19 protein-coding genes and 1 other annotated feature are annotated in these 18,184 nt (G+C 40.4%); of the genes, 1 reads left to right on the top strand and 18 read right to left on the bottom strand.

All coding sequences use genetic code 11. The annotated features are described in order from the left end of the window. Window positions 1-7: 7 nt before the first annotated feature. The 11 genes from EDD69_RS03385 to speD all read right to left on the bottom strand — a co-directional run bounded on the left by EDD69_RS03385 (window position 8) and on the right by speD (window position 8,976). Window positions 8-496, bottom strand: a complete 489-nt coding sequence (locus tag EDD69_RS03385; protein ID WP_132947560.1) for a dUTP diphosphatase — start codon at window positions 494-496, stop codon at window positions 8-10. A 59-nt stretch (window positions 497-555) separates the two neighbouring features. Next, on the bottom strand, window positions 556-915 hold the full coding sequence (gene rplT, locus EDD69_RS03380) for a 50S ribosomal protein L20 (protein ID WP_132947559.1): 360 nt from the start codon (window positions 913-915) through the stop codon (window positions 556-558). A 19-nt stretch (window positions 916-934) separates the two neighbouring features. Continuing rightward, window positions 935-1,135 (bottom strand): 50S ribosomal protein L35, encoded by a 201-nt coding sequence (gene rpmI / locus EDD69_RS03375; RefSeq protein WP_132947558.1) that lies wholly within the window; start codon window positions 1,133-1,135, stop codon window positions 935-937. A 19-nt stretch (window positions 1,136-1,154) separates the two neighbouring features. Then, on the bottom strand, window positions 1,155-1,700 hold the full coding sequence (gene infC / locus EDD69_RS03370; protein WP_132947557.1) for a translation initiation factor IF-3: 546 nt from the start codon (window positions 1,698-1,700) through the stop codon (window positions 1,155-1,157). A gap of 35 nt (window positions 1,701-1,735) precedes the next feature. Further along, window positions 1,736-1,878, bottom strand: a sequence feature (ribosomal protein L20 leader region). Window positions 1,879-1,998: 120 nt separating this feature from the next. Beyond that, window positions 1,999-3,930, bottom strand: a complete 1,932-nt coding sequence (gene thrS, locus EDD69_RS03365; protein ID WP_132947556.1) for a threonine--tRNA ligase — start codon at window positions 3,928-3,930, stop codon at window positions 1,999-2,001. A gap of 326 nt (window positions 3,931-4,256) precedes the next feature. Then, window positions 4,257-5,099 carry a putative sporulation protein YtxC gene (ytxC, locus tag EDD69_RS03360; RefSeq protein WP_132947555.1) on the bottom strand — a complete coding sequence of 281 codons (843 nt, stop codon included), beginning with the start codon at window positions 5,097-5,099 and terminating at the stop codon, window positions 4,257-4,259. Between the two features lie 66 nt (window positions 5,100-5,165). Continuing rightward, window positions 5,166-6,107 (bottom strand): primosomal protein DnaI, encoded by a 942-nt coding sequence (dnaI, locus tag EDD69_RS03355; protein WP_132947554.1) that lies wholly within the window; start codon window positions 6,105-6,107, stop codon window positions 5,166-5,168. A gap of 12 nt (window positions 6,108-6,119) precedes the next feature. After that, on the bottom strand, window positions 6,120-7,532 hold the full coding sequence (locus tag EDD69_RS03350) for a replication initiation and membrane attachment family protein (RefSeq protein ID WP_132947553.1): 1,413 nt from the start codon (window positions 7,530-7,532) through the stop codon (window positions 6,120-6,122). Window positions 7,533-7,579: 47 nt separating this feature from the next. Beyond that, the gene (nrdR, locus tag EDD69_RS03345; protein WP_132947552.1) at window positions 7,580-8,050 is read right to left on the bottom strand and encodes a transcriptional regulator NrdR; all 471 of its coding nucleotides are present in this window, start codon (window positions 8,048-8,050) and stop codon (window positions 7,580-7,582) included. Window positions 8,051-8,136: 86 nt separating this feature from the next. Continuing rightward, window positions 8,137-8,535, bottom strand: a complete 399-nt coding sequence (locus tag EDD69_RS03340) for a cytosolic protein (protein ID WP_132947712.1) — start codon at window positions 8,533-8,535, stop codon at window positions 8,137-8,139. A gap of 66 nt (window positions 8,536-8,601) precedes the next feature. After that, window positions 8,602-8,976 (bottom strand): adenosylmethionine decarboxylase, encoded by a 375-nt coding sequence (speD, locus tag EDD69_RS03335; RefSeq protein WP_091702459.1) that lies wholly within the window; start codon window positions 8,974-8,976, stop codon window positions 8,602-8,604. A 384-nt stretch (window positions 8,977-9,360) separates the two neighbouring features. Between speD and EDD69_RS15215 the strand changes: the two genes are divergently transcribed. Next, on the top strand, window positions 9,361-9,501 hold the full coding sequence (locus EDD69_RS15215; RefSeq protein ID WP_165871717.1) for a hypothetical protein: 141 nt from the start codon (window positions 9,361-9,363) through the stop codon (window positions 9,499-9,501). Here the strand turns inward: EDD69_RS15215 and EDD69_RS03330 are convergent. The 7 genes from EDD69_RS03330 to EDD69_RS03300 all read right to left on the bottom strand — a co-directional run bounded on the left by EDD69_RS03330 (window position 9,494) and on the right by EDD69_RS03300 (window position 18,120). Next, entirely contained in the window at window positions 9,494-10,525 is a 1,032-nt protein-coding gene (locus tag EDD69_RS03330; RefSeq protein ID WP_132947551.1) for a glyceraldehyde-3-phosphate dehydrogenase, read from the bottom strand. The two genes, EDD69_RS15215 and EDD69_RS03330, sit on opposite strands and share 8 nt — an antisense overlap. Window positions 10,526-10,643: 118 nt before the next feature. Further along, complete coding sequence (gene coaE, locus EDD69_RS03325; protein ID WP_132947550.1) at window positions 10,644-11,249, bottom strand: dephospho-CoA kinase; 606 nt, start codon at window positions 11,247-11,249, stop codon at window positions 10,644-10,646. A gap of 9 nt (window positions 11,250-11,258) precedes the next feature. Continuing rightward, the gene (gene ytaF / locus EDD69_RS03320) at window positions 11,259-11,882 is read right to left on the bottom strand and encodes a sporulation membrane protein YtaF (RefSeq protein ID WP_132947549.1); all 624 of its coding nucleotides are present in this window, start codon (window positions 11,880-11,882) and stop codon (window positions 11,259-11,261) included. Window positions 11,883-11,996: 114 nt separating this feature from the next. Then, window positions 11,997-12,818: a DNA-formamidopyrimidine glycosylase gene (mutM, locus tag EDD69_RS03315; protein WP_132947548.1), complete on the bottom strand. Its 822-nt coding sequence runs from the start codon at window positions 12,816-12,818 to the stop codon at window positions 11,997-11,999. A gap of 14 nt (window positions 12,819-12,832) precedes the next feature. Further along, window positions 12,833-15,460 (bottom strand): DNA polymerase I, encoded by a 2,628-nt coding sequence (gene polA, locus EDD69_RS03310; protein ID WP_132947547.1) that lies wholly within the window; start codon window positions 15,458-15,460, stop codon window positions 12,833-12,835. Window positions 15,461-15,647: 187 nt separating this feature from the next. After that, window positions 15,648-17,411, bottom strand: a complete 1,764-nt coding sequence (gene pnpS / locus EDD69_RS03305) for a two-component system histidine kinase PnpS (protein ID WP_132947546.1) — start codon at window positions 17,409-17,411, stop codon at window positions 15,648-15,650. Continuing rightward, window positions 17,404-18,120: a response regulator transcription factor gene (locus EDD69_RS03300; RefSeq protein WP_132947545.1), complete on the bottom strand. Its 717-nt coding sequence runs from the start codon at window positions 18,118-18,120 to the stop codon at window positions 17,404-17,406. The genes pnpS and EDD69_RS03300 overlap by 8 nt, the downstream gene beginning before the upstream one ends. Between the last annotated feature and the right edge of the window lie 64 nt (window positions 18,121-18,184).

The raw sequence follows: 18,184 nt of genomic DNA, 5'->3' as shown, positions 1-18,184 counted from the left end.
AAATTCGTTAATAATTCTGATTTTGGCGCTCATGATTTACTTCGTTTTTGGCGATGTACGCTTGTTCCACTTCATCTAAGGTAAAGCAAAGGGCATGGGCTAACTGTAAGTAAGTGTCCAATAACGATTGATACGACTCAAGAGATAATGCGCGTTCAAATTGATGAACGGCTTGAAAGACGCATAAAAACTGCTCGACAAGCGGTTTGCTTTCTTGAACGTCGATGAGGTGAACGTGATCGGCAAATTTTAAGTCAATACCTAGCGATAAAATAAAGTGTAACCCATCTACATACTCTTCAATCACTTTTTCTCTAGGTGCAGGCGGCTTCGAGCTCCAAAATTTAAAGCAGCGCGTCTCATTGGCGAGTTCGCCAATTTCAACGAGCAGGGCTAATATTTTTTTGGATACTAAATTTTCCCCTTTTAGCTGTCGCTTTGTTTCGATTCGTTCGTCTAATTGTTTTTGCATCATGAACAAACGCTCTAAATTCATCGCTCGTTCTCCCCCTTACAAAAACGGGCTGTTCTTTCAAAAAGAACAGCCCATTTTGATTACTTATTTAAGTTTTCTTTTGCGATATTTGCAAGCTGTGCGAATGCAGCTGCGTCGTTTACCGCTAAATCCGCAAGCATTTTGCGGTTTACTTCAATACCTGCTAGCTTTAAGCCATGCATAAAACGGCTGTAAGAAAGACCGTTCATGCGAGCGGCTGCGTTGATACGAGTAATCCAAAGCTTACGGAAGTCGCGTTTTCTTTGACGACGGTCACGGTAAGCGTACATTAAAGATTTCATTACTTGTTGATTTGCAACTTTATATAAACGATGTTTAGAACCGAAATAACCTTTCGCTAGTTTAATGATTTTTTTACGACGTCTGCGTGTTACTGTACCGCCTTTTACACGTGGCATGTTGTTTCCCTCCTAGAAATTATTTTACGTTATCTAACAATTGACGAATGCGTTTGAAGTCACCTTTTGATACAAGCGTTGCTTTGCGAAGTTTACGTTTTTGTTTTTGTGTTTTGTTTGCGAACAAGTGGCTAGTAAATGCGTGTGAACGTTTTAATTTACCAGTACCCGTCTTTTTGAAACGCTTTGCTGAGCCTTTGTGAGTTTTCATTTTTGGCATAAGGTGTTCCTCCCTTGTTTTATTTGTCGTTTTTCGGTGCTAAAACTAAAAACATGCTGCGACCGTCCATTTTTGGCGCGGATTCGATTGTGCCGATATCAGAGCAAGCTTCCGCAAAACGATCTAACACGCGTTGCCCAATTTCTTTATGAGTGATGGCACGTCCTTTAAAGCGAATCGTCGCTTTTACTTTATCTCCTTTTTCAAGGAACTTCCGCGCATTGCGAAGTTTCGTGTTAAAATCATGCTCCTCGATCGTCGGACTCAAACGAATTTCTTTGACGTTGATCACTTTTTGCTTTTTGCGCGCTTCTTTTTCTTTCTTTTGCTGTTCGAAGCGGAATTTACCGTAGTCCATAATACGGCACACAGGTGGTTTGGCATTTGGAGCCACCATCACTAAGTCAAGGTTCATTCTCGCTGCGATTTCTAACGCTTCTTGTTTTGTTTTAATGCCGAGTTGTTCTCCATTTGGATCGATGAGACGAACTTCGCGCGCCCGAATGTTTTCATTAATGATAAAATCTTTGCTAATAACTAGCCACCTCCACGGTTTTTTGAACACATTTCTTGCTTGTAGCGACTTGCAGAGAGCACTCGACAACAAAAAAAGTGTGAGTGCATACCACACCCACACTTTACGAATCAAGCGACTAAAAAGCGATTCGCCGTTTTGCATCGTAAAACCTGTCGACTGCCGATGGCGTCAATCAGGTGAGAAGCGGGTGCTTCTGCTTGTTCCACAAACAAGTATTTGATTTCACCTTAACATATATATCACAAGCTTCATGCTTCTGTCAAGATCTCTTATCCATTCGCAACAAAGATAACTATAACAGACCTATGCCGAAAATGCAATCTTTTTATTTTCGGACTTCTGCCTTCAACGCATCAATGAAGGCATCAAGTGCCATCGTTTCGCTTTTTTGCTCGCCATATTTGCGAACGTTCACCGCACGCTCTTTCATTTCATTGTCCCCGACAACGAGCATATACGGAATTTTTTGCATTTGCGCTTCCCGAATTTTATAGCCAACTTTTTCGTCGCGCTCATCGACTTCAACGCGGAAACCAGCTGATTGTAATTCCCGTTTCACTTCATATGCATAATCGAGATGAACCGCTGGTGAAACCGGAATGACTTGGACTTGAACAGGAGCTAACCATGTTGGGAACGCCCCTTTATATTCTTCAATTAAAAAGGCAACGAAACGTTCCATCGTTGAAACGACACCGCGATGGATGACGACTGGACGATGCGGTTTTCCATCTTCGCCGATGTACGTTAAATCGAAACGTTCTGGCAATAAGAAGTCAAGTTGAACGGTTGATAATGTTTCATCTTTTCCAAGCGCTGTGCGCACTTGCACGTCTAATTTCGGACCGTAAAACGCGGCCTCGCCTTCCGCTTCATAATACTCTAAACCTAACTCGTCCATCGCTTCTTTTAACATGCTTTGCGCCTTTTCCCACATCGCATCATCGTCATAATATTTTTCTTTGTCGTGCGGGTCGCGGTAAGAGAGACGGAATGAGTAGTCGTTTAATCCAAAATCTTTATATACCTCTAAAATTAGGTTTACGACTCGCTTAAATTCGTCTTTAATTTGGTCTGGACGAACGAAAATGTGCGCATCATTTAACGTCATGCCGCGCACGCGCTGCAGCCCTGTAAGCGCCCCGGACATTTCATAGCGGTGCATCGTTCCCAGTTCGGCGATGCGAATCGGCAATTCGCGATAGCTGTGAATTTTATGTTTATACACCATCATATGATGCGGGCAGTTCATCGGACGAAGAACGAGCTGCTCGTTGTCCATTTCCATTGGCGGGAACATGCCGTCTTTATAGTGATCCCAATGGCCAGATGTTTTATATAATTCCACGCTGCCGAGCACCGGTGTGTAAACATGTTGATAGCCGAGCTCGATTTCTTTATCGACAATATAGCGTTCAATGACGCGGCGAATTGTCGCTCCTTTTGGCAACCAAAGCGGCAATCCTTGTCCAACTTTTTGCGATGTTGTAAACAAATCAAGTTCTTTTCCTAATTTGCGATGATCGCGTTCTTTTGCTTCTTGAAGCAGGCGAAGATATTCTTCTAAATCTTCTTTTTTGAAAAAGGCTGTTCCGTAAATGCGCTGCAACATTTTGTTTTTGCTGTCGCCTCTCCAGTAAGCTCCAGCGATGCTCAACAGCTTAAACTCTTTGATTTTTCCAGTTGACGGAACATGAACCCCGCGGCAAAGGTCAAAAAATTCACCTTGCTCGTAAATCGAAACAACTTCTCCTTCTGGAATGTCCTGAATTAACTCCAATTTTAAATTGTCGCCAATTTCTTCATAACGGCGAATCGCTTCTTCGCGACTCACTTCTTTGCGCACAATTTCTAAGTTTTCTTTTACGATTTTTCGCATTTCATTTTCAATTTTTGGCAGGTCTTCTGGCGTTAACGATTCTTCCATGTCAATATCGTAGTAAAAACCGTTTTCGATGACTGGACCAACGCCGAGTTTGACATTTTTATAAAGGCGTTTAATCGCTTGCGCCATTAAGTGAGCAGTGCTATGGCGTAAAATTTCAAGCGCCTCAGGCATGTCTTGCGTAATGATCGTAATCGCTCCGTCCTCATAAATCGGTGTGCGCAAATCAATCATTTTGTCATTCAATTTTCCAGCAATCGCTTTTTTCTTCAATCCTGGGCTAATCGAAGCGGCGATTTCTTCTGTTGTCACACCTTTTGGAAACTCCTTCACCGCTCCATCTGGAAATGTAATTTTTACTACATCTGACATGAACGTTTCACTCCTCCTTGAAAGATAAAAAATAAAAAAACTCGCCCCAAAACAAGGGACGAGTTGATTTCGTGGTTCCACCCTTCTTCCCATTCGCCGCTAAAGGACGAAATGGCTCGATTTCGATAACGGTGCTAGCCGTCAGCAATTACTAAACGGGCGTCATCGTCCCATTGTTCACTGCTGAAGTTTAGAGGTGGTAAGTGTATTTTTCGTGTTAGGAAGGTTCCAGCCAATGCCTTCCCTCTCTGGAAACCGTAAAAATACACCCATGTCCTCATCATCACTTTTCACTTTATTCACCTATGTATGTGATTATACGAAGATTAGTCGACAAAATCAAGCTTTGCAAAAAAAGTTATCGGAAAAAGTTGAACGCGCTCTTGAAATACGTTTTGAACCGTTTGGATGATTCCATCATCGACTTGGTTCGTATACAAACGAATGACCGTTGGGGCGATCGAGACAAGAGGCGCTAGCACAAAACTATCAATGTACATCGGTTGGCTTACCATCAACCGGCGATCAATTAATCCCTTTAACTGTGTCGGAGCAATTTCTGAAAACTGTTCATCAAAAAAGTGAAACGACTCATTCTTATGTAAAAGATGAATAACATCCATTTGCGGTGAACGATTCGCCACGATCTCTCGCAACATTTGTACAAAATTTTGATATTCCTGCTCAAGTTTATATTCATCGATCGCTAGTTCAACGTAATGCACCAATCGATCATAATATTCTTTCAACCGAAATTTCACAAACGATTCAAACGAAAACGAAAGACCATCATGCAGAAACTCCCGCAGCGACCGCTCGATCAACTGTTCTCGAGAATGCAAACATTTTTTGCCCATTCGATAATCATACCGCTCCCCGTCAATGAAAGAATGAGCGAGCTGCAAAATTTGCTGCTGCTCTTCTTCATTTTCATAATAAAACGAACGGGTAATGATCATTAAAAGCCAGCGACTCTCAAATAGCCTAACGATACATTTCGTAAAAACAGGGATGAACAATGAGTGAATGCATTCCGATGTCCCTTCATGAAAATAAACATTCACTGCGTTCTCATCATATGTAAGTCTCCAATGGTGTTGCGGAGATTTCATCATCTCATCAAATAATTTTTTTGCATCATCTGCTTCTTGGAACAAAATATTAATCAACGGTGCTCCCCCTTTTCCGACCATGCTTGTTTTATATATATGGAGAGAACCGTTGATTTAGAATAATTATTCAGCCTCGATTCTTCTGTTTTTTCCTTTTACTTCAACGACGGTAGCTAAATATATAATTCGTTCAATGATTCTTGTTGCCTTCACTTGTTCTTCTTCCCCGCGTTGCGAATGTGCTAAGTGGTGAGAAAGGCGGTTTAAATCAAAATTGGATGTGAAGAAAGTAGGCAAGTTTTCAAGCATGCGATATTGCAAAATCGGTCCAAGCACTTCATCGCGCCACCAGCTAGACATCAGTTCTGCACCGAGATCATCAAGCATAAGAACAGGAACTTTTTTAACATAATCCAATTTTTCATTGAACGAGTCGCTTTGTAAAGATGTTTTCAACGAACGTGAAAACTCTGGAACGTAGATGAGCAGCGACGGTATTTTTCGTTCAGCTAATTTATTAGCAATGGCACCAAGAAGATACGTTTTTCCGACACCAAAGGAGCCATACAAATAAAGCCCTTTCATTTTCTTTCCAACTTCATATGTTAAAGCGAACTTCTCTGCCATATCGATGGCTTTAATTCGCCCAAGATCATCCGTTGCCAAGTTAGAAAAGGAGGCTCGTAAAATTTCGTTAGGAATAAACATTGTTTGAATCAGTGATTCTTGCTTTTTTCGTTCATCATATTGAATTTTTTGTGCGCAGCGTTCATACTGAAGCTCAATGCTTTTTCCTTGCAAAACAAGGTGAGGATGGTAGCCCTTTAATAAATTAGGGCATTTTTCAAGCGTGGGGCATTGCCGGCAGTTGTGACTTTGCATCGCAAATTCATAAAGCTTCACTAAGTTGCGTTCAATCATTTCCTCTGTAACTTCCGCTTGATGTTCACGTAAAAATTGCTGAACATCCTGATTGTTCAGCACTTCCTTTTTCATTGCTTCATATCGCTGCTTAAAATCGGTTCGATTCATAAGCTGATGAATCGTTTCGCGAATTGGTTTCATTGTTCACACTTCCTAACTATTCGGCGGATTTTCACGATATTTTTTCAAACGTTCCTCGAGTTCTCGACGTTTTTGTTCAAGCGCTTCTTCCGATTCCGTTTGTCTGTTTTCAAACTGAGAATAATCCGTTTTTAACCAATCCGGTAATAATTCTGTACGAATCGGTTTTCGTTTCGCTTTCTGCCCCTTTTCCTTTTCACTCATGAACTTTTCATATTCACGCGCTTCTTTTTTCGCTAATTCCATCGCTTCTTTAACGGTACGAACTTTTTTTCGCGCCCAGGAACTAGCGATTTTTTCAACATATTTTTTTGGGAGCTTCATATCTGTCCGCAACATGACATAATAAATTAAAACGTTCACCACGCCTGGAAGAAGCTTTTGTTTAAACATAATTTCTTCAATCATTTGCAAATCAGCTAATGCCGGTTCAGCTCCTCCAGAAAACTCCATTAGCAACTGCCGCGGTGAAATCGTTTCGAGTTGTTTGATCAAATACTCTTCTTCATTTTTTGGCTGAACGTTTGCCATGGTTCGTTCCGCTAACGGTTGCACGCGGTCACATAGGTTCGGGAGCGCTTCTCCCCGTTCAAATTGATACCATTCACGCGCCGCTTTCCGTAACGCATCTATATCAATTTGTTCAGAAGGATCAATGACGCTCATGATAATTTTTTGCATATCGATCGGACCGATTCCATACAAAAAAGCAAGTTTCTTAATCGCTTCTTTTACCTTCTCGGTAATGGCTCGACGCGGCACAAGATGATTCGATAAACCTGCATAAAAAAGCTCAAAATCAAATACGTCATCTTCGATGACATATTCTCCTCTTTGATTGTTGATATATTCGCGTTCACTCGGTAACAACAAATCCTCTCTTGCTTCGTCATTCATGGCGCTAACCATTTGTTCAGGATGAACAGACGAAAATACTTCATTGAATGAACGCGTCACCGGCACAAAATTGCTGCGGTCAATCGCAAAATCAGAAAAGAATTTCTTCAACTTATGAAATTTTGTTTTTCCAACGCGATTATACAAAAATACGTTGAGCACACCGTCTGAAAAAAATTGTTCCGGTGTCAATGGCATTTGCAGTTCATAAATGAACAATTTGTTTTCTTCTTTTTTGTTTACATATGTTTTCAACAACCCGATTCCTTCTAGCTTTAAGCGCTCAACATAAATTTTTGGCAAACTGCATTGCATAATGGCCATCAAACTATGATGGGTCGCTTCTTCACTCCATAACCGCTGTTGTTCCAGTTCACTCCACAACGTCATATATAAGCTGTAAGCTTGCGAGCCAATAAGCGGTTGATACAAAAGAGTGACCACTTTCCGATCCAAATCGCTGAGCACACCATTTGAACGAACAATGTAACGGTCGACAGCTACCAATTCCTTCCAATAATACTCCATATTCTCGACCTTCCAATGTGCATAATGTGAAAAAAAGAGCTTACACGCTAAGCCCTCTCTCCTTGTTCTTTTTTAATTAACTCTTTTAATTCCTCGATAAACACATTTAAATCTTTAAATTGTCGGTAAACCGAAGCGAAACGAACATACGCCACTTCGTCTACTTTTGATAGCCGCTCCATCACCATTTCACCGATTGTTTCACTTTTCACTTCAGATATTCCGCGATTGCGCAATTCGCGCTCAATTTGTTGTGTAATCTCCTCAAGTTGTTCGAGCGCCACCGGACGCTTTTCGCAAGCTTTAATAAGCCCCCGCAAAATTTTCTCACGGCTGAACTCTTCGCGCGTTCCTTCCTTCTTCACGACAATCAAAGGAGTTTCTTCTACTTTCTCAAACGTTGTGAAACGAAAATGACAACGTTCACACTCACGTCTTCGCCGAATCGACCGACCTTCTTCGACAGGACGAGAATCGAGCACTCTCGTTCCATTATGTTGACAGGATGGACACTTCATCAAACCAGCTCCCGTTCAAAAATATAGTCCTTTACCATTTATAGTACTCGAAAAAAAGCAATGTGTACAAGAGAAGTTGCAAGAAATTATGTTCCGCTGTACATACCAGATCCAATATACGGAAGGCGTTCATCTAGTTTTTGGTACAGCTCGATAACGAGATTGCGACTAAATCCAAAATCAATCGGGAGCCACTTTGTCTCCGTTGTGACCGAAAAGTCGATCGCTGTTTCAAAAGGGCGAACCGAAATGACTGTTACAACCACAAACGCTTTCTTCCCGCGATGCACCGAAAAGCTGATTTCTCCTCGCTCTTCTGAAACAGAAAGCAATTGAAAACCAGGAAGTTTTTCGATTAACTCTTTGATCGTTTTAACTGCTGTTGCGTGCGTCGTTTTATAATAACGGCTTTTCAATTGTTCGTCTGGATGACGCTCATGCGTTTCGCAATGGTTGGAAAACAAATGTTTTAACTTTTGCACGATTGGTCTCCTCGCTTTGCAACCATGATAAAAAAGAGGTGCAGAATCTACACCTCTTTTTAACACATATTATAAAGCTTTTGCTTGCTTAATTTCAATTGGACCCATGCCACGAGGCAATTCAATTGTTTCGCGCGTTTGCGCACCTAAAGCCTCCGCAATATAATCAGCGGCAATGGTTGGATCTAAGTCTCCGCAAGTGTACACGTCAATGCTCGCATAACCATGTTCTGGGAAGCTGTGAATCGTTAAGTGCGATTCAGAGATAATGACTACTCCGCTAACTCCTTGTGGCGCAAACTTATGAAATGCTACCTCACGAATTTCAGCACCAGATTTCAATGCTGCGTCCACAAATGTTTTTTCAATGAATTCCATGTCGTTCAGCTTATCAAAATCGCATCCCCAAAGTTCTGAGATAACGTGACGACCCATTGTATCCATCAATCATGTCCCCCTTAATCATAATTTTTAAAACAAAAATGATCATGAAATTCTTTTGCTTTCTGGCATGTATAACTACCACGGGGGAAAGTTAGTCCAAAGAGGTCCTAACCCTTTAAGTAGTCACATTACCACGCTTTTAAGAAGTTCACGAGACATAGTATACTTTGTTTGTATTTTTTTTGCAACATTCTTTTTTTATTTTTTTATAAAATGGGGGTTTTTTTTCAGATCCTCGCTATATAAATTCAAGTTGTGTTTCCGACATGCCTCATCATGAAAAGATGATCGCTTTTCTGCCATAGGCGGCAAGAAAAATCTTGCCGCCCAGCATGCTTCTAGCATGCCGGTCCCGAACGGAAAACGCATAGCGGACAAATTCATTTGTCAATGACGTTTTCGTTCGGGAAAGTGGCAGAAAAGCTTGTTTATGTCGGAAAATTCAACTTATCAATTATTGTGCCAAAGGAAAAGGATATTATGAAAAATAAGAAAAGCGCTGATTTCCCAGCGCTTTTTACATGACAGGCACTTCTACTTTTTCTGCCATTTTTTTTGCGACTAAATTAGCCAAATCAACGACGCGGCATGAATAACCCCACTCATTGTCATACCAAGCTAACACTTTCACTTTGCGATTTTCCATGACGATCGTGGATAATCCGTCAATGATCGCTGAATGTGGATTTGTGTTGAAATCAATGGAAACAAGCGGTTCCATTGTCACATCTAAAATTCCTTTTAACGGACCTCTTGCGGCCTCCATAAATGCTTCATTAACCTCTTCTACCGTTACATCCTGTTTCAAGTCGACAACTAAGTCCACTAATGATACGTTTGGCGTTGGAACACGAAGCGCCATTCCATGCAACTTTCCTTTTAAATGCGGCAACACTAATGCTAACGCTTTTGCGGCTCCCGTTGTCGTCGGAATGATCGATTGACCGCACGAACGAGCGCGGCGTAAATCTTTATGCGGATTATCGATATTTTTTTGATCATTTGTATACGCATGAACCGTCGTCATTAAGCCATTTTCAATTCCAAACTTCTCATCCAAGACTTTGACAACAGGCGCTAAACAATTGGTCGTACAAGAAGCGTTCGAAATAATGAAATGTTGATCTATATCAAGAACATGCTCATTGACGCCAATGACAATCGTGACATCTTCATTTTTACCTGGTGCCGTTAAAATCACGCGCTTGGCTCCCGCTTCTAAATGCATGCTCGCTTTTTCTCTCGAATTGAATTTTCCAGTCGCTTCAATAACGATGTCAATATCTAATTCTTTCCATGGAAGCTCTCGTGGATCGCGTGAACTGAGCAATTTGACTTTTTTTCCGTTGACAAGCAATCCGTCTTCAAGCGGAGTGACATCCCCATCAAATTTTCCATGGTTGGAATCATATTTTATTAAATGAGCTAACGTTTCAGCAGGGTAGCTCGCATTAATGGCAACAATTTCGAGATTTTCTTCATTAATCGCTTTTCGGAACACCATTCTCCCGATGCGTCCAAATCCGTTAATTGCTACTTTCGCTTTCATTAATATTACTCCCCTCAAATATATGTTATACTATTTATCTGAACAATTCACAATTAGTATAACATATTTATATCGTTTGTGCTATTAAAAAATAACCTAAAACACAAAAAATGGTGCCCTATTTTTTTAGGACACCCCAGCGAATAAGAAGATCATGTAGTTGTTGTTGCGTTTCTTCAATCGTACCGTTGTTGTCAATGATCGCATCGGCTTTTTTCACTTTTTCTTCAAGCGGCATTTGCGAACGAATTCGTGCCTTGGCCTCTTCAACAGAAAAACCGTTTCTTTTCATTAGACGTTGTAATTGAATCGCTTCATTGACATATACAACGATAATGCGATCAACAAGATGCTCTAATCGGCTTTCAAATAAAAGAGGAATATCAAGAACAATCGTTTGTTTTCCTTGTTGGATGTAGACCTCTTTTTGTTGTAGCATCTTTTTCCGCACAATTGGATGCACAATTTCATTCAGCAACTTTCGTTTATTTTCGTCATGAAAGACAATCGAGCCGAGCTTAAGCCGATCAATCGTTCCATCCTTTTGCAAAATTTCTTTGCCAAACGCTCGAATAATCGGCTCATACGCTTCCCCATCGATCGCCGTCGCTTTACGGGCAATCTCATCCGCATCAATGACAGGAATATGTAATTGACGAAGCATCGCCGCAACGGTGCTTTTGCCGCTTGCGATGCCACCTGTTAATCCAATGGTCAACACCATATTTCTCACCTACTTAAGTTTAAAAATACCAATTAAAATGAGCAAAATTCCTGGCAAAAAAGAGTATTTTTGCAACCAAGCATATTTAGCAAATGCTTTTCCCGTCTTAAGACCGCTAAGCAAAAAACAAAAGCTGAGCAGCGCCACGAGCGAAGCAGTAGAAAGCAACGAATAATTCAAAAGAGCAGCGCTGACTCCCGCCCCAAACGCATCTAGCGAAAGAGCGAGCCCTAAAAAAACAGCTTCTATTCCCGTAATGGTCCCCGATCGATCAAAATCAGCAATCGTTGGTTTACGTAAAATATGAATGACAATCCCTAATGAACGAATTTCTACATTGATGAGCAGCTTTTCTTCTTTTTCTTCTTTTTTGAAAAAAAATTGAACAATGATCCATAATCCAAGAATAATAAGCAAGGTCCCACCAATCATTTTTGCAAAGGCTGGAGAAAAAAGATGGTTGATGATCTTCCCGATTCCCATCGCAGCGAGAAGCGTAATAAACGAACAACTCGAAATAACGAGCAATGATCGAATCGGGATCGATACTTTTCTCATCCCATATGTGAAACCGACTGTAAATCCGTCTATACTAACCGCTAATGCTAGTAAAAAAAGAGACCATGTCACCATGCGATCAGCTCCTTCCCACTACAGCTACGATAGTATATGGAAGGAGCCTAATTTATGTTCATGGTGAAAAAAGCATCACATGTTGAACGGAAATTCCAATGTTTCGCTGTTCATCTATGATTGGCATTTCTTGCAATAATGCGTTCCTCGGCCAGCAACGATTATTTTTTCAATCAATTCACCGCATCGTTTACACGGCTCATTTTTGCGGCCGTACACATACAGTTCTGTTTGAAACGTTCCTTTTTTCCCTTGCGTATTCACATATGTTCGAATCGTACTTCCGCCTTTTTCAATCGCTCCTTGTAACGTCGAAATGATTTCTGCATGCAGCTTGGCAATTTCCTCATCCGTCAATTGATGGGCTCGTCGCTCGGGATGAATGCCTGATCGAAATAGCACCTCATCGACGTAAATATTTCCAAGTCCTGCAATCACCGTTTGGTCGAGCAAAACCACTTTCATTTTTCGATTTGTTTTTTGAAGACATTGTTTGAACTGCTCGATTGTAAATGTATGAGAAAACGGCTCCGGACCTAATTGGGAGAGAGGCAATTGATCATCCTCTTCTCCTTTTTTAAATAAATGCATCGTCCCAAACTTGCGTACATCGCGATAACGAAGCTCTGTTTCATCCGTAAAAGAAAAAATGATATGCGTGTGAACATCGCGCAGTGCACCCTTCTGTTCGTGAAGGTAGCGTCCTTCCATTCGCAAATGGGAAACGAGCACAACATCGTCAAAAATAAATTTCAAAAACTTCCCTTTCCGTCCAATTTCGCGGATCGTCTGTCCTTTTAATTGCCGGATGAATGATGGAACATCCGGACGTTTCACAATGTTTGGCCAAAAAACAGATACATCTTCAATCGTTTTTCCAACTACAAGCGGAATAAGGGTTTGACGAACTGTTTCAACCTCTGGTAATTCTGGCATTTCACCACTTCCTTTTATTTTGCGTCATACCATGTAGGTCCAAAATGATAATCGACTTTTAACGGAACTTTTAATTCAATCGCATGCTCCATCACTTCTGGAACAATTTCCTTCAACTTTTCAACTTCTTCTTGCGGCGCTTCTAAAATTAATTCGTCATGCACTTGCAACAAAATCCGCGCCTTTAACCGTTCTTTTTTAAGGCGATTCGCAAGATCAATCATCGCTTTTTTAATGATGTCAGCCGCGCTTCCTTGAATCGGTGTATTCATCGCTGTTCGTTCCGCAAAGCTGCGCAAATTAAAATTTTTGCTCGTAATGTCTGGAAGGTAGCGTCGGCGGTGCAACAATGTTGTCACATATCCTTTTTGTTTCGCCTCTTGGACGATGTCCTCCATGTACTGTTTTACGCCAGGATAGCTTTGAAAATAACGTTCGATAAATTGCGCGGCCTCTTTTCTTGTAATCCCTAAATTTTGGGACAATCCATAATCGCTAATGCCGTACACAATGCCGAAATTCACCGCTTTTGCTTGGCGGCGCATGTTTGATGTCACTTCTTCTTGGCGGACATGGAAAATATCCATCGCCGTTTTTGTATGAATATCTAAATCTTGCTTAAATGCCTCAATTAAATTTTCATCATTAGCAATATGCGCTAAAACGCGCAATTCAATTTGCGAATAATCGGCCGCAAAAATAACCCAATTTGGTTCTGATGGAATAAACGCTTGGCGAATTTTTCTTCCTTCCTCTAAACGAATCGGAATGTTTTGCAAGTTAGGTTCGGTTGAACTTAACCGTCCTGTTTGCGTTAATGCTTGGTTAAAGATGGTATGCACTTTTCCGGTATCCGGGCGAATGACTTTGATCAATCCTTCAATATACGTAGATTGCAATTTTCCGAGTTGGCGATAATGCAAAATTTTCCCGATGATTTCGTGCTGATCGGCTAATTTTTCTAACACATCGGCGGAAGTAGAATAGCCTGTCTTAGTCTTTTTAATCACCGGAAGTTGCAATTTTTCAAATAAAATGACCCCCAATTGTTTTGGGGAATTAATATTAAACTCCGTTCCTGCCAGTTCATAAATTTCCTGTTCAATTTGCTTTAGCTGCTCTGTAAACTCTTCGCCCATCGCCTGTAAACGGGCTACATCCACACTTACACCATTGAATTCCATCTCCGCTAAAATAAACGTTAGCGGAAGCTCTAAATTAGTGAACAATTCGTACTGCTCATTGCTCTTCAATTCGTTAATAAACGTCTCCTTCAATGAAGCAATCGCTTTCGCTTTTCGAACAAGATGTTCGGCTAGCACCTCTTCACTCGGAACCGCTTGCTTCGCTCCTTTTCCATAAATCGCTTCATCGCTTTGTACATCCGTATATTGTTTTGTTTTCGCAACGGAAGCAACATCATCGGTTGATTCTGATGGATTAATCAAGTAAGAAGCAAGCAACAAATCAAAATCAATTCCCTTTAGGTTGATTCCTTGCCACTTCAATGACACAATCGCTCTTTTGGCATCAAATACACTTTTTCGGCATTCCTCGTCTTCAAGCCACTGTTTAAACGCAGCGGATTTCATTGCTACATCGGTAGGAATAAAGAAGTTTCCTTTTTCATTGACGATCGCAAAACCAACAATCGGAGCTTGATGATAATTGCTTTCGATCACCTCAACAACAAGGGCGCAATCATTTGTCAGCATATCATCTGTTACTTCAGTAACGGTTGTGTATGTAATTTCGTTTAATGGCTTTTCTTCCTTCTCGATTTTCCCCAATTTGTCCATCAAAGAAGCAAATCCTAGTTCTTTAAATAGCGCAGCGACTTTATTCACATCGTATTCTTTCCATTCTAAGTCGTCTAACGTAATCGTCAGCGGCGCATTGCGAGAAATGGTCGCAAGTTGTTTGCTCATCAATGCCTGCTCACGATATTGTTCAAGATTTTCTTTTAATTTTTTTCCTTTGATTTGCTCAATGGAACGCAAAACATTTTCAACCGTGTGAAATTCTTTCAACAGCTTTAACGCCGTCTTTTCCCCGATCCCCGGCACTCCTGGAATGTTATCCGAGCTATCGCCCATCAACCCTTTTAAATCAACAATTTGCTCAGGAGTAAGACCGTATTTTTCAAATACCAATTCAGGCGTATAACATTCAATGTCTGTAATCCCTTTTTTCGTAATATGAACTTTTACTTTTTCCGAAGCTAACTGAGTTAAATCACGGTCCCCCGAAATAACGATCACATCGAACCCTTCTTTTTCTGCTTGAGCGGCAAGCGTGCCGATGATATCATCCGCTTCATAGTTTTCTAACTCATACGAACGAATTTGATAGGCATCTAATAACTCGCGTAAAAACGGAAGCTGCTCCGATAATTCAGGCGGTGTTTTTTGCCGCCCCCCTTTATAGTCATCGAACACTTCATGACGAAATGTCGTTTTTCCCGCGTCAAATGCGACAAGTAAATGCGTCGGTTTTTCTTCTTCTAAAATTTTCATTAACATCATCGTAAAACCGTAAATCGCATTTGTATGAATGCCTTTTTCATTATTTAATAACGGCAGCGCAAAAAACGCGCGATAAGCAATGCTGTTGCCGTCAATCAGCACTAACTTCTTATGCAACACAAAAACCTCCCTCATTCTCTGTTGTTTCTATTTTAACATGATCAAGGCAGAAAAAGAAAAAAGACGAGAACAAACGTTGTTCTCGCCTTTCCAGGATTGGCTCCTTGGATGAAGGGGTTTTCAACCATTATGCTACCAAAATTTTATTAATAGACAGTAAAATGTCTGTAAACGTATTGTAAAACTATGATTGAAACGCATCTTTTTGGAAATGAACCGTAAAGGTTGTCCCGCTTCCTACTTTACTTTTTACAGAAATATACCCATGATGCGCTTCGACTAAATGTTTTACAATCGCCAAACCTAATCCTGTTCCGCCAGAGTTTCGACTTCGCGCTTTATCGACGCGATAAAAACGTTCAAAAATGCGCGGAATTTCTTTTTGGTCAATTCCGATTCCTGTATCTTGAACGTGAACAAGAACCTCGTCATCCCTGCTTTCAACCTTTACTTTTACTTCTCCGCCTTTTGGTGTATAAGCAATGGCATTGTTAATTAAATTAATAAAAATTTGTTTTAAGCGGTTTAAATCTCCGTACATATAAAACAACTTTTGCTCTGCCTCTAACTCAAGCTTAATTTCTTTATCGTTCGCCTTCGCTTCGAGCATGACGATTACTTCTTGCAACACTTCCGTCAAATTAACAACCGAAATATTTAATTTAAATCCTTGTTGCTCAATTTTGGATAGGTCGAGCAAATCTTGAATTAAATTTTGCAGCCGTTCACTTTCTTTCAAAATAATGGAAAGAAAATATTCAAGTGCTTGTTCATCTTTCATTGCACCATCTAGCAATGTTTCTGCAAAGCCTTTAATCGATGTGATCGGCGTTTTCAATTCATGCGAAACATTCGCGACAAAGTCTTTGCGCATTTGCTCTAATTTTTTCAATTCGGTAATATCATGAAAAACGAGGATAATCCCCTTCCACTCATGATTGGTGCCAATGATCGGCGCACCGTACACCTCAAAATGCTTTCGTTCAATATCGATCGGAAGAAGCATTTGCTTTCTTACTTTTACTTCCGTCATAAAAATTTCTTCAACAAGATCAATGATTTCTTTATGTTCAAACGCTTCATAATATAATCGATTTAAATAATCGGATGGATTGATATGGAAAATCTCTTTATACGCTCGATTGACAAGGTTAATGTACCCGCGCTGATCAATCAAAATAAGCCCGCTTCCCATGTTTTCAATTAACGTTCGCAAACGATCTTGCTGCATCTCTTGGGTTCTAACCATATCTTGCAAGTTTTTCGCTAATACATTCAACGATTGACTAAGCATCCCTGTTTCATCTAAATGATGTTCATACGTCCGTGCCTTATAATTTCCTTTCGCTAATTCCATCGCTACTTTCGTCGCTTCTTCAATCGGCTTTGTATATTGATTCGTGATTTTAATGCCTAGAAAAAGAATGATCATAAATGCAGTTCCTAAACTGCTAATTAATAACATCCAAATTTGCTCATGTACTTTTTGAATCGAATATACCGGCAAACTTAACACAATTCTTCCTGCTTTTTTTCCTTCTTGAAAAAAAGGAACGGAATAATAATACACCTCATGCTCTTCTTCGACCATGAATGAACGATCATCCTCTTTTTTCAATAGCGCTTTTAACATTTTTTCATGATCGTCATCATCAATCGAAACATGCTTCCGTGTGTCAAACAAGATCGTTCCTTCATCATTCAAAATGATCACGCGAGCTGATAGCGTATCGCTAATCGTGTCAAGTTGCTGTTGAAACGCTTCGTTTTCTAAAGATTGACTCTCCATATACAAGGCAAGAAGCTTGGCCTCTTTTTCAACACGTTCATTAAAGGTATCCATATAAAAATTTTTAAATAACTGCCCTAGCAATAGCCCGAGTCCAATAAGCACAGAAACAATAATAGAAACAAGCCCAAAAAGAAGGCGTGAGCGAAATTTATTCATCGCCTTTTGGCTCCTCAAGCTTATAACCTAACCCGCGGATCGTTTTAATATAAACCGGCTTTTTCGTATCTTTTTCAATTTTCTCACGCAAATGGCTAATGTGAACATCTACGATGCGAGTATCCCCAACAAAATCGTAATTCCATACTGCGCTCAACAACTGGTCGCGCGTTAACACCCTTCCTTTATACTTTGCTAAATAAGCAAGAAGTTCAAATTCTTTCGGAGTTAATTCGAGCCGTTCATCAAGAAAATAAGCTTCATAACGGTCAGGAAATATTTTTAATTGACCAACCACAAGTGAATCTGTTTCGTTTTCTTCCTTTCCTTCTTTTTCGTACATTTTCGTACGACGCAAAATCGCTTTGACTCTTGCTACAACTTCACGCGGACTAAACGGTTTGGTCATATAATCATCTGCGCCAAGCTCCAAACCAAGCACTTTATCAAATTCATCATCTTTCGCCGTAAGCATTAAAATCGGGGTCGTAATTTTTTGTTGCCGCAATTGTTTACAAACTTCGATTCCGTCCAACTTCGGCAACATTAAATCAAGAATGATTAAATCTGGCTGATGATGAACCGCCATATAGAACCCTTCTTCTCCATCATTCGCAGTCATGACGGTGAAACCAGCCTGCTTCAAATTGTACTCCAACAATGTCACAATGGACTGTTCATCATCCACAACTAACACGTTTTTTCCCATACGAGCCCCCACCATCTCATAAAATATTCTGTCACTATCATAGCACAAAAAAAGAAAAAAGGGA

It is taken from the genome of Thermolongibacillus altinsuensis (assembly GCF_004341205.1).
GTDB classification, from domain to species: Bacteria; Bacillota; Bacilli; order Bacillales; family Anoxybacillaceae; genus Thermolongibacillus; species Thermolongibacillus altinsuensis.
The sequence above is the reverse complement of the archived record's forward strand: the minus strand, read 5'-3'. Positions and strand labels throughout refer to the sequence as shown.

What these genes read in the sequence shown, in the direction of transcription:
- EDD69_RS03385 (WP_132947560.1), bottom strand. Translation starts at nt 496, where the DNA reads ATGAATTTAGAGCGTTTGTTCATGATGCAAAAACAATTAGACGAACGA.
- rplT (WP_132947559.1), bottom strand. Translation starts at nt 915, where the DNA reads ATGCCACGTGTAAAAGGCGGTACAGTAACACGCAGACGTCGTAAAAAA.
- rpmI (WP_132947558.1), bottom strand. Translation starts at nt 1,135, where the DNA reads ATGCCAAAAATGAAAACTCACAAAGGCTCAGCAAAGCGTTTCAAAAAG.
- thrS (WP_132947556.1), bottom strand. Translation starts at nt 3,930, where the DNA reads ATGTCAGATGTAGTAAAAATTACATTTCCAGATGGAGCGGTGAAGGAG.
- dnaI (WP_132947554.1), bottom strand. Translation starts at nt 6,107, where the DNA reads ATGAAACCAATTCGCGAAACGATTCATCAGCTTATGAATCGAACCGAT.
- EDD69_RS03350 (WP_132947553.1), bottom strand. Translation starts at nt 7,532, where the DNA reads ATGGAGTATTATTGGAAGGAATTGGTAGCTGTCGACCGTTACATTGTT.
- nrdR (WP_132947552.1), bottom strand. Translation starts at nt 8,050, where the DNA reads ATGAAGTGTCCATCCTGTCAACATAATGGAACGAGAGTGCTCGATTCT.
- speD (WP_091702459.1), bottom strand. Translation starts at nt 8,976, where the DNA reads ATGGATACAATGGGTCGTCACGTTATCTCAGAACTTTGGGGATGCGAT.
- EDD69_RS03330 (WP_132947551.1), bottom strand. Translation starts at nt 10,525, where the DNA reads ATGAAAGCGAAAGTAGCAATTAACGGATTTGGACGCATCGGGAGAATG.
- coaE (WP_132947550.1), bottom strand. Translation starts at nt 11,249, where the DNA reads ATGGTGTTGACCATTGGATTAACAGGTGGCATCGCAAGCGGCAAAAGC.
- ytaF (WP_132947549.1), bottom strand. Translation starts at nt 11,882, where the DNA reads ATGGTGACATGGTCTCTTTTTTTACTAGCATTAGCGGTTAGTATAGAC.
- mutM (WP_132947548.1), bottom strand. Translation starts at nt 12,818, where the DNA reads ATGCCAGAATTACCAGAGGTTGAAACAGTTCGTCAAACCCTTATTCCG.
- pnpS (WP_132947546.1), bottom strand. Translation starts at nt 17,411, where the DNA reads ATGAATAAATTTCGCTCACGCCTTCTTTTTGGGCTTGTTTCTATTATT.
- EDD69_RS03300 (WP_132947545.1), bottom strand. Translation starts at nt 18,120, where the DNA reads ATGGGAAAAAACGTGTTAGTTGTGGATGATGAACAGTCCATTGTGACA.